General features: G+C 51.4%; 18 protein-coding genes. All 18 read left to right on the forward strand.

Annotated features, from left to right (window positions below; all coding sequences use genetic code 11):
- Positions 1–789: phage major capsid protein (locus ACEVJK_RS14120; RefSeq protein ID WP_374740877.1), on the forward strand; the 789-nt coding region annotated here is incomplete at its 5' end.
- A 32-nt stretch (positions 790–821) separates the two neighbouring features.
- On the forward strand, positions 822–1,067 hold the full coding sequence (locus tag ACEVJK_RS14125; protein ID WP_262670529.1) for a cadherin-like beta sandwich domain-containing protein: 246 nt from the start codon (positions 822–824) through the stop codon (positions 1,065–1,067).
- A gap of 14 nt (positions 1,068–1,081) precedes the next feature.
- The gene (locus ACEVJK_RS14130; protein WP_374740878.1) at positions 1,082–1,537 is read left to right on the forward strand and encodes a hypothetical protein; all 456 of its coding nucleotides are present in this window, start codon (positions 1,082–1,084) and stop codon (positions 1,535–1,537) included.
- Positions 1,503–1,937, forward strand: a complete 435-nt coding sequence (locus tag ACEVJK_RS14135) for a hypothetical protein (RefSeq protein ID WP_186853461.1) — start codon at positions 1,503–1,505, stop codon at positions 1,935–1,937. The genes ACEVJK_RS14130 and ACEVJK_RS14135 overlap by 35 nt, the downstream gene beginning before the upstream one ends.
- The gene (locus ACEVJK_RS14140; RefSeq protein ID WP_374740879.1) at positions 1,937–2,347 is read left to right on the forward strand and encodes a minor capsid protein; all 411 of its coding nucleotides are present in this window, start codon (positions 1,937–1,939) and stop codon (positions 2,345–2,347) included. Before ACEVJK_RS14135 ends, ACEVJK_RS14140 begins: the two co-directional genes overlap by 1 nt.
- On the forward strand, positions 2,328–2,786 hold the full coding sequence (locus ACEVJK_RS14145; protein ID WP_374740880.1) for a hypothetical protein: 459 nt from the start codon (positions 2,328–2,330) through the stop codon (positions 2,784–2,786). Before ACEVJK_RS14140 ends, ACEVJK_RS14145 begins: the two co-directional genes overlap by 20 nt.
- Before the next feature lie 107 nt (positions 2,787–2,893).
- Positions 2,894–3,403: a PH domain-containing protein gene (locus ACEVJK_RS14150; protein ID WP_374740881.1), complete on the forward strand. Its 510-nt coding sequence runs from the start codon at positions 2,894–2,896 to the stop codon at positions 3,401–3,403.
- A gap of 149 nt (positions 3,404–3,552) precedes the next feature.
- Positions 3,553–4,074, forward strand: a complete 522-nt coding sequence (locus ACEVJK_RS14155; RefSeq protein ID WP_186853465.1) for a hypothetical protein — start codon at positions 3,553–3,555, stop codon at positions 4,072–4,074.
- A gap of 12 nt (positions 4,075–4,086) precedes the next feature.
- Positions 4,087–4,497: a hypothetical protein gene (locus ACEVJK_RS14160; protein ID WP_374740882.1), complete on the forward strand. Its 411-nt coding sequence runs from the start codon at positions 4,087–4,089 to the stop codon at positions 4,495–4,497.
- Positions 4,466–5,041 (forward strand): Gp15 family bacteriophage protein, encoded by a 576-nt coding sequence (locus ACEVJK_RS14165; protein ID WP_186853467.1) that lies wholly within the window; start codon positions 4,466–4,468, stop codon positions 5,039–5,041. Before ACEVJK_RS14160 ends, ACEVJK_RS14165 begins: the two co-directional genes overlap by 32 nt.
- A gap of 135 nt (positions 5,042–5,176) precedes the next feature.
- A complete protein-coding gene (locus ACEVJK_RS14170) occupies positions 5,177–7,702 on the forward strand; it encodes a hypothetical protein (RefSeq protein WP_374740883.1) in 2,526 nt (841 codons plus the stop codon).
- Positions 7,702–8,091: a hypothetical protein gene (locus ACEVJK_RS14175; RefSeq protein ID WP_374740884.1), complete on the forward strand. Its 390-nt coding sequence runs from the start codon at positions 7,702–7,704 to the stop codon at positions 8,089–8,091. The genes ACEVJK_RS14170 and ACEVJK_RS14175 overlap by 1 nt, the downstream gene beginning before the upstream one ends.
- Before the next feature lies 1 nt (position 8,092).
- Positions 8,093–10,153 carry a hypothetical protein gene (locus tag ACEVJK_RS14180; protein ID WP_374740885.1) on the forward strand — a complete coding sequence of 687 codons (2,061 nt, stop codon included), beginning with the start codon at positions 8,093–8,095 and terminating at the stop codon, positions 10,151–10,153.
- An 11-nt stretch (positions 10,154–10,164) separates the two neighbouring features.
- A complete protein-coding gene (locus ACEVJK_RS14185) occupies positions 10,165–10,335 on the forward strand; it encodes a hypothetical protein (protein WP_186853525.1) in 171 nt (56 codons plus the stop codon).
- A complete protein-coding gene (locus tag ACEVJK_RS14190; RefSeq protein WP_262669354.1) occupies positions 10,332–10,979 on the forward strand; it encodes a hypothetical protein in 648 nt (215 codons plus the stop codon). Before ACEVJK_RS14185 ends, ACEVJK_RS14190 begins: the two co-directional genes overlap by 4 nt.
- 13 nt (positions 10,980–10,992) lie before the next feature.
- Positions 10,993–12,162 carry a hypothetical protein gene (locus ACEVJK_RS14195; RefSeq protein ID WP_374740886.1) on the forward strand — a complete coding sequence of 390 codons (1,170 nt, stop codon included), beginning with the start codon at positions 10,993–10,995 and terminating at the stop codon, positions 12,160–12,162.
- Between the two features lie 11 nt (positions 12,163–12,173).
- On the forward strand, positions 12,174–13,028 hold the full coding sequence (locus tag ACEVJK_RS14200; RefSeq protein WP_262669352.1) for a hypothetical protein: 855 nt from the start codon (positions 12,174–12,176) through the stop codon (positions 13,026–13,028).
- A partial coding sequence (locus ACEVJK_RS14205; RefSeq protein ID WP_374740887.1) for a hypothetical protein occupies positions 13,025–13,207 on the forward strand: 183 nt, incomplete at its 3' end. The genes ACEVJK_RS14200 and ACEVJK_RS14205, both read left to right, overlap by 4 nt.

Raw genomic sequence — 13,207 nt, forward strand, 5'->3', positions numbered from 1 at the left:
GTGAACGGCGAGGCTACGACTGGAGCGTCTGACTCCAAGGCATCCCTCAAAAAGACCACCAACATGGCGTGGGACAAGAAGAAAATCTACGCCGAGGAGATCGCTGTCATCGTCCCCATCCCAGAGGCAGTGCTGGATGACAGCAACTACGACATCTGGGGTGAAGTACGCCCCCGTCTCCAGGAAGCATTCGGTAAGGTCATCGACACCGCCATCCTGTACGGCACGGACAAGCCCACCTCCTGGCGTGAGGGCTTGGTTCCTTCGGCTACTACTGCAAACGCTGTTGTGACTGCTACCAGCGATATTTTCAAGGACATCATGGGTGAGGGCGGTGTGATCGCCAAAGTGGAGGAGAGCGGTTATATCCCCAACGGCGTGATGGCTGCTATCCAGATGCGGGCCAAGCTGCGCGGCCTGGTGGACAAGAACGGTCAGCCCATTTTCAAGACCGACATGCAGGGTGACACCCGCTACGCGCTGGATGGTATGTCTATGTACTTCCCTGTCAACGGCGCTTTTGACCCGGAGGAATCCCTGGCCATTGTGGGTGACTGGAGCCAGTTGGTCTATGCCATCCGGCAGGATATGACCTTCAAGATCTTTGACAGCGGTGTGGTGCAGGACCCCACTACCGGAAACATCCTTTATAACCTGATGCAGAATGACATGGTGGCTCTCCGTGCCGTCATGCGGCTGGGCTGGGAGATCCCCAATCCCATCAACGCCTATAATGCGGGGCTGGAGAACGCCTTCCCTTTTGCTGTCTACGAGCCAGCGGGGGGTTAAGCGCGCGCCTCTCGGGGCTGACGATTGGCGCGCTGACACTAACTCCGTCGTTTGACCCAGATGCGACGGAGTATACAGCCAACACGACAAACGCTACCAACACCATCACCGCAACGCCAGAGGATGACGAGGCGACAGTAACCATCTTGAATGGCGAAACGCCCGTAAGCAATGGCGCGGCGGCTACCTGGGCGGAGGGGGCAAACACAGTTACTATCACGGTGAAAAACGGGGCGGCGCAGAAGGTTTACACCGTTACCGTCACGAAATCAACCTGAAAGAAGGCTCTGTAATGGCTTACGCAGACTATAGGTATTACATAACTACATACCTGGGGACAGCCATTCAGGAGGCCGACTTTCCCCGCCTGTCCCTGCGCGCAAGCTCCTTCCTGGATTACTACACGCAGGGCCGAGCGGCCCGTAATGCTGGCCTTGATGCGCTGAAAATGGCCTGTTGCGCCGTTGCGGAGCAGTATCAGGCCATTGATGCCGCCCAAGCGCTGGCGCAAAAGGCTCTGTCCGCCTCCGTGACATCCGAGGGAGAACTGCAAAGCCAGAGCGTTGGAAGCTGGTCCAAGACCTACCGAAGCGGCGGGGACAGCGCACAACAGGCCCTGTCCTCCGCCCAGGCGGCGCAAGCCTCCCTTGGGGCTATCGCCCAGCAATATTTAGGGGCTACCGGCCTCCTGTACAGAGGGAGGGGGTGCGGATGTGGATATGTTCCCCCATACTGTGACGCTCTATAACATTTCCGAGGACAGCGAATATCACATTACCTCCAATATCACGCTTCTGCAAGGAGTTCTGCTAGACGCTTCGAAAGGAGTTAATGTCAGGACGAGCGGTATCGAGGGAGCGGATGCCGTAAATTTATATATCCCTTTCTCTGTTTCTGCTCTGGATGGAATGAGTGGAAAAAAGAAGCGTTATGTTGGGCCGAAAGAGTACATGGAGTCAGAAAATAAAGATGAGCTCTGGACTCTGGAGCCTGGAAACAAATGCTTTTTTGCGAAAGGCAGGATTTTAAAGCCAGGCAATGACTTTCAGACCATCAACAGAGAAAACGATGATGTGTACCGTGTAACAAAGGTAGATGAGAAGGACTTCGGCGGCGAAATGTCCCACTGGGAAGTGGGTGGAGCCTGATGGTCAAGTTTGATATTCAAGTTGACATCCCGTCTGACGTTCTGGCAGAGCCAGCCAGCAGAGCGGAGCACATCCTGGCGCTGCAAATCAAAAAGGATACAACGCCCTTTGTACCTGCTTTGACAGGCTCATTGTCTACCCGGACAAGGGTGGAAGAAGGAACTGTAATCTATCCAGGTCCATACGCCAGATATCTCTACTACGGAAAATTGATGGTGGACCCGGAAACCGGGAGCAGTTACGCCACGAAGGGCAAGAGCAAGGTCAAGACGGACAAGGATCTGGTGTTTAACCAAGCCATGCACGTTATGGCACAAAGCCATTGGTTTGAGGCTTCTAAGGCACAAAACCTGAAGAGATGGATTGATGTGGCGGATAAGGCGGTGAAAGATGAGCTTAACCGGAAATAAAAGGAAAAGCCCCGTTTCTGGAGAGGAACAGGACAAGGTATCCAGAGCTGTCCTCCAATGCTTGAACCGATATCCGCAAAAGCCAGTGGATAAAATCGAATTTGAATCTCTGGACCCGGACGAGCCAGGTATGGCGCTGTCTGTGATACAGGGAGCCTATAAGGTGGAGGAGTATATCAACGGGTCCTACCTGGCGGAATACCAGTTCAAGATCATCTACCGTCTGCAACCTGACGGGACAGACGGGAGGCTGAAAGCCGACGAGAGCTTGAACCGGATGGCGGATTGGCTGACCCAGCAGACAGAAACCATTGATCTGGGCCAGGGAAAAACAGTGAAGGACTTGGTATGTAACTCCCGCTCCTCCCTGTTTGGACGATACCAGGACATGAGCGAGGACCATCAGATCCTGATGTCCATGACTTACGAAGTCCAGTAAAAACCTATTTGCACCTCGACAACTTCATATTGAGATAGCGGAAATTTTGATAAATGTTGTAATTCTTTTGGATGTATGTTATGATTTTCCAAAAGGAGGAACAGGGCATGGAATATCTTGATCAGGATGAGCAGATGATTCAAAAGGCAGTTATCAGCAGAAAAAGGCTGGTCCCGCTCCTAGTTTTAATTTTGCCATGTTTCCTTTTAGCAATCCTTATACTGTTTATGGAGGGTGGGGCTTTCCCCAAAGTCTTTATTTGGCTCTGTTTTCTGGCGGCGCTTGCAATGTGTGTTTTGGACCAGATACTGAAAGAGAAATTTGACATTCTTTGTGTTACAACAAAACGGGTATTTGGGAAGACCGGCCTTTTAAAAATCAACTCCATGGACTCACCTTTAAACAAAGTGAATAATGTGGTGGTTGAGGAAAATATATTTGGAAAGATGCTCGGATATGGCACAATTCGAATCACAACTTCTTCTGGAGAACATGTATTTCATGGGGTAGATCATCCGGTGCAACTTAAGGGAGTCATAATGAGTGAAATACAGCACAATAAAGAATATGATATGAGAAAACAGGCAGAAGCCATTGCAGATGCCATGAAAAAATGATGAAACACCCTCCGCTAAATACGGAGGGTGTTGTTTTATTCGAAAGAAAAAAGTTATGAAAGATTTTCTGTGACCCCTTTATCCCATCAAAGTTCCCGCTATCTCAATATGAGGTGGCGGGGATTTTTATTTAAAAAGGAGAATTTGGTATGGCAACCGAAAAAATCAAACGACCTCTGATCGCACATTTTTTGGATACATCAAAATCCGCAACATATGAGGATGCCGAATGGTCCCGTATCGGGGTTAACGTGACAGAAGCGTCGACTGAGTACAATCCACAGTCTGAAACCAGCCAAGATATTATTTCGGATTCTGCGTCCACAGAGATCACGGGATATCAGCCGACTATGCCAGTCAGTCAACAGTGTACTAAGGGAGATCCTGTATTTGAACTAGTTACAGAACTTCGCCGCAAGCGGGCTACTCTGGCGGAGTCGAATTCCTGGCTTCTGAATGTAGACCTGTGGGACGTGACCGGAGAAGACGTAAGCGCCACCTATAAGGCAGAGGTACAGAAGGTATCCATTCAAGTGGACACATATGGTGGAGCTGGCGGTGAGGCTCCTGTTCAGGAGTACACCTTGAATTTTATCGGAGATCCCATTCCTGGTACCGTCAAGATTACAAGCGGAGATCCGGTATTTACTGCTGATTCCGCCGTTGTGTAAGGAGGAGACTAGATGGAGAACAAGATAAGAGTCGCCTCCGGTGTAAAGAAGATCGAGGTAAATGACGATGGGGAGTTTATCTCGCTCCCCGTTGCCGATGACAACTTCGTTGTCCGCTTCTACCGCCTGATGGATGGGATCGGGGAGCGGGCCAAGGAGATCGGGAGCGAAATTCCGGAAGATATTACTGGAAAGATCGAGGCGGTGGAAAAGGTCGTCGCGGTGGAGAAGGAAACAAAGCGGGAAGTGGACGAGCTTTTTGGGGACGGCACCTGCCGAAAGGTATTTGGCGATATCCTTCCGAGCATGGACTTGTTTGTGGAGTTTTTTGGATCACTGCTTCCGTTCTTTGAGGAGTACAAGCAGGACCGAATGAGAAGGATGGGGAAATATGGGGCAGAGCGCACAGGCTCCAGCCTTTAATATCCTGCTGGACAGGCTGCCAGATAGTTACCAAGGGTGGTTAATCCGCACAGATTACCGGATTGGGATACAGATCGCTCTCTGTCTGCAGGACGAGGAGCTTACCCAGGAGGAACGTGTTACGGAGGCTGTTTATCTTCTGTTTGGAAATGGACAGCCTCCCCTCCAAACAGCAATGGATGGTATTGCGTGGTTTTTACAATGTGGACAGCCAAAGCGGGAGGATGTTCCGGCGACTACCTCCTCACAACGGTTCTGGTTCGACTTTGACCACGCCAGAATATGCGCTTCGTTCCAAAAAACGTTTGGGGTGAAATTGCACAGGGAGAATCTACATTGGTTTGAGTTTATGTCCATGCTGGATTGTGTGGATGAAGATTCTTCCCTATCAAATGCCATCCAGCTCCGTGGAACGGACACCTCCAAAATGAAGGGAAAGCAGAAGCGGGATACAGAGCGGGCCAAAAGGCTGCTGACACCGCCAGTCCATTATTCTGAGAGCGAGCAGGAAGCGATAGACGAGTTTTTCTCCAAGATAAAATGAACTGCCAGAACGAGGTGAGGACCAATGGCAGATAGATATGATGGCAGTGTACGCATCAAGGCGGAAGCTGACACTACCCCGGCGGAAAAACAACTTAAAAAGCTTCAGGAGAAGTTGGTCAAACAGACAGAACAGGTGGACAAGCAGGCCGCCGCTGTCAGAAAGCTGAAAGAGCAATACGACCAATTGTCCGCTGGAAAAACGGCCCCGAAAGGGGTGAGCCAGATGGAGCGGGATCTGAAAAAGGCCCAGGCGGAGGCCGCCAGGCTTGATGCTGAGTTTCAGAAGATCAACACCATGGCTGAATTTGACCGGCAGGCATATGGAAAGGTGGACCCAGGTCGGGAAAAGGAATTGAGCGAGATCACCCAGCGGCTGGCCCAGGCGGATGCCAATGTGGATGAGTTGAGCCGGAAGCTGGAGCGGCTTCGGGTGAACCCGTCGGCGTCCGAGGACGCAAAACGTCTTGAGGAGAGTTTAAGAGCGGCAAAAAAAAGGCTGGAGGAGCTACAAGCTGCCGCCGCAAGCACAAAGAGCCAGATATCCGACTTGAGCGCACAGACCACGGGAGGCTTTGCCAAAGCGGGAACCCGTTTGAAATCTTTTGCGAAACAGTTGGGCAGTGGAGTGACAGGAGCAGCCAAAAAAGCCGGACAGGCAGCCGGATGGCTGAAAGAAAAAATAACTGCTCTTGGCCGGGAAAAGGGCTTTGATAAGGCCGGAAAATCGGCACAACGATTTTCCACACGCCTAAAATCTATCGTGGCCGGAGCCCTGTTTTTTAATATCATCAGCCGGGGGCTAACGGCGCTGACGCAGCAAATCGGGAAATATCTGACTGCAAACCAGCGGTTTTCTGACGCTCTATCCGGCATTAAAAGCAATTTGCTAACAGCATTTCAGCCAATCTATGACACAGTTATGCCAGCTCTAAACACGCTGATGGAAGGTTTGGAGCGTGTCACGGCACAGATGGCGGCCTTTATCGCCTACGTCTTCGGCACAACGGCCCAGCAGGCGCAGGAGAACGCCGACGCTCTGTATGACCAGGCCAACGCCACTGAGGAAGTTGGAAAAGAGGCAAAGAAGGCGGAAAAATATCTGGCCTCCTTTGATACCGTTGAAAGGATCGGAAAAGAGGAGGCTGGCAGCGGGAGTACCGTGTCCGGGCCAAAATTTGACACAGATTTCTCCAAGGTGGAACTGCCCCAATGGTTAAAGGATTTTTGGAAGGTATTTCAAGATAGCTGGGAGCAGTACGGCGCAACCACTCTGCAGGCTTTTCGAGACGCTCTGTCTTCCATTGGCGAGCTGCTTTCCGCAATCGGCGCTTCCTTTATGCAGGTTTGGACAGGAGGGCAGGGCCTTGACTTTCTGAATCTCATTCAGCAGGGCCTACAAGTCATTTTGGGCATCGTAGGGGATATCGCCTCCGCCTTTACGGCCGCATGGAACAGCGGGACCGGGCAGGCGGTATTGGACGCCCTGTTCTATATGCTCAATTCGATTTGGAAGCTGATCATCAGTGTCGGGCAGTCTTTCCGGGAAGCCTGGAATGATGGAAGCGGGGTTGAAATATGCAATACGATCCTAGACATTATTCGAAACATCTTCGAGATTGTTGGAAATCTGGCAAACCGGATCAGAGAGGCGTGGGAAGAAAATAACAACGGAGTGGCTATCTGGAGTGCGATTTTGGATATTGTAAAAATCGTACTTGGATTTTTTGAACGAATCACAGCGGCAACACTAGAATGGACAAAGACACTCGATATTAGCCCTCTTATGAACGGAATCAGGAGCCTTTTAGAGAGCACAGCCCCATTAATTCAGGTGATTGCGGCACTTGTATCCGACTTTTGGAGTAATACTGTGCTTCCTTTCTTGTCTTGGGTCATTGAAGACGCACTTCCTGTATTACTATCCCTATTGTCCGATCTTTTTACATTCCTGTCTGAAAATCCCCAAGTGCTTGTGGATTTGACAGAGCTGGTCGTCGCCTTTATCGCTGCATGGAAATTGGCGTCTGTGATTTCTGCACTATCCAAGCTTAATTTTCAAGTTGTGTCACTCACCTTTATTTTTGGCGTGTTTTTGACTTTGATCTTGGATATTGCGGGTGCTTGGAAAGATATGTCAGGTCTTGAAAAAGTCATATCTGTATTGGGACTGCTCGTTACTGCCGCCGCTGTTGCGGCCATTGCGGTCGGCGCATTACAGTCCGCTTTAACAATGGGAGTTGCGGCCATTGCGATTGCTGCCGGAATTACCGCCATTGTAGCAGCTGTTAACTCTGCAACTAATAGAGCCAATAAAGCAACAGCCTCTATAAGTTCTGGTGGTCGGTCAATCTCTGGTTACTCATCTACTGAGTTATCTAGCATCCCCCACTTAGCCTCTGGCGCTGTAATCTCTCCTAATAGTGAGTTTCTGGCGGTGCTTGGAGATCAGCGTAGCGGAACGAACATCGAAACGCCTTTGGCGACGATGAAACAGGCATTTATGGAGGCCATCTCCGAGATGGGAGGAGTTGGGGGAGAAACGGCGGTCAACATAACTTTTGACGGGTCGCTCGCACAGCTTGCTAGAATTTTGGAACCAAAAATCAGTGTTGAGAGCGCCAGAAAGGGCCCGTCCCTGGTAAGCGGAGGTGTGTTCTGATGGCGGGTCTGTTTACTGTAGACGGAGTTTCCTATAAGGTTCGGGTCCCGGCAGGAGGGCTGACACGGAGCTTCCAGGTCCTGGACGGGAAAAACGCCGGACGGCTCCTGTCCGGGACCATGGAACGGGATATCATCGGGACGTTCTACAACTATCAACTACAGATTGAGCGGGAGGGGGCGAGCCTTGAGGAGTACGACCAGCTCTATGAAGTCCTCTCCGCTCCGACTAGCTTCCACTCTGTCACCTTCCCATACGGACAGAGTACGCTAACTTTCCAGGCGTATGTCACGGAAGGGAGCGACAACCTGCTGCGTCAGTCTGGCGGAAAAAATTATTGGACAGGATTAACCATCAAGTTTGTGGCTAAGAGCCCGGAAAGGACATGAGATGGGGAATAACAAGATTAGATATCTGGATCATGTCTTTGGGGAAGAAGATGACATCAAAAAGGGAAACTGTTATTTGGTCGGTACACTGTTGGGAGATTCTTTGTCCATTAACACCCTGGAATTTGACGTGGAGAGTGACGATTCCACACTAACACAGTTCAAACGAAATGACCCGGTTATCTATGAGCACAATGGAAAACAGATCGGCATTTTCTATGTGCAGAACATCGAGCGGATTGGCGCTACTACATACTCCTTTTCGGCTGTTTCTGCCTTGGGCATTTTGGCTGAAGGAAAGCACTACGGCGGGATATACACGGGTCAGACAGTTGCCGAAATCCTCCCAGGTATCTGCGGGACCGTGCCCTATGAAATCAAAAGCAATCTGAAGGAAATCAAGCTGTATGGGTGGCTGCCCATTGCATCGCCCAGGGATAATTTGGCACAGGTACTGTTTGCCATAGGAGCCGTGATAAAGACTGATTTAGGTGGGGTGCTGCGCATAGAAAGCTTATGGGATGGGATATCCGGTGAGCTGACGCAGAACCAGATGTACGAGGGACCGTCCGTTAAGTATAATTCCACAGTAACCCAGGTAGTAGTCACAGAACACCAATATGCGGAGGGCGGAGAGGAAACCAAGCTGTTTGAAGGAACTGCCCAGCAGGGGGATATTATCACATTTAGCAGCCCGATGTATGAGCTGGTTGCTGATGGCTTCTCTATCTTGGAGAGCGGGGCCAACTACGCAAAGGTTTCCGGCGGCTCTGGCACGCTGAAAGGACGGGCGTATATCCATAATACCAGAGAGGTGGTAAGGGATGTATCTGAGGCGGCAGAGCCTAACATTAAAACGGTGAAGGACGCAACACTGGTTAGTCTGGTAAATTCAACGGCGGTAGCGGAGCGGCTGGCTAATTATTTCCAATGGACCGAAACAATACAGGCTCCTATTGTATACCAAGGAGAGGTGCCGGGTAACCGTGTTGCGACATGGCATCCTTATGACAAAACGGGAGTCACCGCCTGCCTGGAATCCGCTGACATCAACCTGTCCAACACGTTGAAAGCGGATGAAACGCTGCTGGTTGGATTTGTGCCGCCGAAAGCAAGCGCCGAATACTACGATACAATGGAACTCATAGATGAGGACACTACATGGACCGTTCCTGATGGCGTGACCTCGCTTCGTGTAGTTTTAATTGGCGGCGGAAGCGGCGGCAGTGGAGGAGCGCCAGGAGAAGATGGCGGGCGAGGAATATTTGGAACGAAGGGAAGAGGCAAAGGTGGCTCCGGGGGAGTAAAAGGAGAAGCGGGAGCGGGAGGAAAGATATATCAAAATAATATTACAGTTTCTCCAGGGAATGCATTTCAAGTCCATATAGGGAATGGAGGAACTGGCGGGAACGGGGGAGAAGCACCGACGAATGGCTCGGATGGTGGCGATACAACATTTGGCGAGTTGTCGTCACTAAATGGAAGCCGTAGCGAAAATGGATTTTACGAACAGACCAGCGGCATTACATACGCAAAGCCAGGAGAGGCGGGTATCCCCGGAGGAAATGGAGACGGAGCCAATTCCACAGCAGAGAATGTAATATATAAGGGAGTAACCTATACACCTGGCGATACGGTAAGAGGAGAAACCTATGAGGGATATGTTGCATCTGGTGGCGGCGGTGGCGGTGCCTCTGCTGGAGAAAACGGAAAAGATGGAACGATAGGAAGAGTTAGCACACAACCATACGCAACTGGTGGTGATGGCGGAGATGGTGGAACACCTGTAAACGGGGAAAATGCAACCATCTATGGCTTCGGAGGTTCTGGAGGCCATGGTGGTGGCGGCGGTGGCGGTGGTGGCAACTGTACCGGCGCAGAAGATAGATATACTTGGGAAGGTGCTGGAGGCTCTGGAGGTATGGGCTCAAATGGCGGAAACGGATATAAAGGCTGTGTAATTCTTTATTATTCCGCCCCTAAATTAACCGCATCTGGCCCCGTAATGGACCGCACTGGCCGCTTTATTCTGGACAAGTTGGACCGAAGATTCGTCGTGTGAGGTGAGATACCATGACAATAGAAGAGAGGCTATCCGCCCTGGAACAGAGGATTTCTACCATGGAGTTACAGGCGCTTGCGGAGGAAACACCCACAAGCTATTACACCAGTAAATATAGTGGGGAAGAGATAGACGCACTTCTGGATAAGGTGGCCGCTATGACACAGGAGGTTGGCGTATGATTTACATGACCGATTGGAATATCTGTACGCCGCCCGGTTTTTCCCTTGGATTTGAGGGTGATAATGAGGTCACGTCTCTGGAAATATCCACTGACCTGCCGGAAGGGTGGGACCTGAAGGTGGACGTGGAGAAGGATGGGCAGAAGAACATCATCCAGCTTTCCCGAGATGGGGAAGTGTACAGCGCTCTGCTTACCGCCTCCATGCTGGCGGATGACGGTACATACGCCATGCAGGTTCGGGGCACTCTGGGTGACCAGGTGCGGCACAGCAACCTGTTTTATGCCACGGTGTTTAATAGCATCAATGCGGTAGACGCATTCCCGCCGCCCCTGCCCTCCGAGTTTGAGCAGATGGAGGACCGTCTGACAGACATTAACAATAATCCGCCAAAACCCGGCACAAACGGGACATGGCTCATTTTTAACCCGGATTCCGGGGAATATGAGGAATCAGATATACCATTACCAGAGGGCGGCGGTGGTGGCTATAGGATCGGCCACGGCCTACTGCTGGACAGGGAAACGAATACACTCTCTGTAAATGCGGTGAGCGACTTCGAGGGGGACAACACCCTTCCCATTACTGCGGCGGCGGTGCAGGATACTGTTGGAAATATCGAGATCCTTTTAGGGACGATTTGAAAGGTGGTAAAAAATGAGCGTAGCAACTGAAATCAGCCGCATCCAAACCGCACGAAATACGATCCGTGCGAAAGCGGTAGAGCTTGGTATTGGCACGAGCGTTGACACATTGGACAAGCTGGCGACAGAGATCGAGGGTATTGAAAACCGGGGCGCTGTATCGGCGCAAGTCCAGGAGGGCGATACATACACCATCCCGAAGGGCTACCATAACGGCAGTGGCACGGTGTCCGGTGTGGCTGGCGGTGGAAACTATAACCTCCAGAGCAAGAGTGTTACGCCTACCAAGGTTCAGCAGAACGTGACTCCAGACCCCGGTTATTACGGACTGTCTGATGTGACGGTAGCTCCGATTCCCGATAGTTACCAGGATGTGTCTGCTGTGACCACCACTGTGGCTGACGTGCTGACTGGAAAGGTATTTGTAGATAAGACGGGTAAGGTTTCTACCGGCACCATGCCAAACAATGGGGCCGCAAATAAAACCCTTACAGCGGAGGAACCATCATACACCATCCCAAAGGGGTACCATGCTGGTACTGGTAAGGTGCAGATTGTCCCAGAGACGAAAACCGTCACGCCTACAAAGTCCGAGCAGACTGTGGAGGCAACAGAGGGCAAGGTGCTTTCCTCTGTCACCGTAGGGGCTATCCCAGAGGAGTTTGTAGACACAACAGACGCCACCGCAGAGGCTGGACAAATCCTCGATGGGGAAACTGCCTATGTTGGCGGCAGCAAGGTCACAGGTACGATGCCAGATAATGGGGCAGTTACCCAAACGCTGACCGTTGCGGCTCCATCCTATACGATTCCGTCCGGACACCATGACGGAGCTGGAACAGTATCTATCACGCTGGAGGAAAAGACCGCAACCCCCAGCGAGTCCGCCCAGACGATTGCGCCAACTACTGGAAAGGTGCTGTCTAAGGTCACCGTTGGAGCCATTCCAGCCGCATATCAGGACGTAAGCGGAGTAACGGCTGCTGCGGCTGATGTGCTGACTGGTAAGAAGATCGTAGATGCGGAAGGCACATTGGTATCCGGCTCCATGGCGAATAACGGCGCTGTTTCCGGTACCATCGACGGCCTGACCACGACCTCCTATTCTGTGCCTGCCGGGTACACCTCCGGGGGTAGCGTGAGCTTGACCAGTGACATTGAGGAAGCCCTTGCGGCCATCTGAGGAGGTGCGGCATGAGCGTACAGAGCGAGATTGACCGCATCAAGAAGAATGTGAATGACACGCTGAAAACTATTAGTGATACCGGCGTGACAGTTGGGGCTGGTAGTGATGCCCTCCCCGTCGCCGCCGCTGCCCTGGCAAATGAGAAGCAGGATAAACTCACTGGTACACAGGGCCAGGTGGTCGGCTTTGACAGCGGGGGTAACGCCGTGCCACAGGATGCGCCACAATCTGGCATGACACAGGAACAGGCCGACCAGAGGTATCTCCAGTTGAGCGGAGGGACCATGACGGGGGAGTTGGTGCTGGAGGTTGTTGAGTCCCCTGATCCGGTAGACGAAGGTACAGATCACAGAGTGCAGTTAGTTGTGAATGGAGATTTTTTGGGTCTTGAGAAGTTACCGCTGATCGGGATTTCTAGTAATCATAATACGGCATATATGTTTGCAAACCCAGGGGAGTTTGATGCGGTATCCGGAGAATCTGGCGTTATTCAACGGGTAAACTGCGGAGGTGTGGTTTTTTATAACGTCGGAGGTGCGCTTAGAACTGGCCTTGTAGAAAATGACGCTTACCTACCTACGATGGAAGATGTAAAAACGGAAATCAGACCAAAATCCACCCTGGTTACCCTCCCCCTCTCCGCCTGGTCCAACAACACCCAGACTGTTACAGTTCCGGGCGTACTTGCGGATGAGAGTAAACAGTTAATTCAGCCAATGCCGACTATTGCGGACCAAGCGGTGTATTCTGCCGCTGGGATATCCTGCACGGGACAGGCGGCCAACAAATTGACATTCAAGGCGCAGACGGTCCCGACAGAAGATGTACAGGTTTATGTGGTAATCCAGGAGGTAAGGACATGATTTTTAGTTGCCCTGCCAAGCCGTTTCCGAAATTGCTTGAGTTTACTTTTCAGAATGGGTCAGGCTCCGTTGTGCATGGGCCTTATTTCGCTGAAGAAGGCATGGATTTTTCGGACTGGGTCGTATCTCCACATAATATCGATGGGTTTAAACTTGTTGATTCCCTGAAAGGTCTGACC

The sequence above is a fragment of the Flintibacter sp. P01028 genome (assembly GCF_041925235.1).
Lineage (GTDB): Bacteria > Bacillota > Clostridia > Oscillospirales > Oscillospiraceae > Lawsonibacter > Lawsonibacter aceti.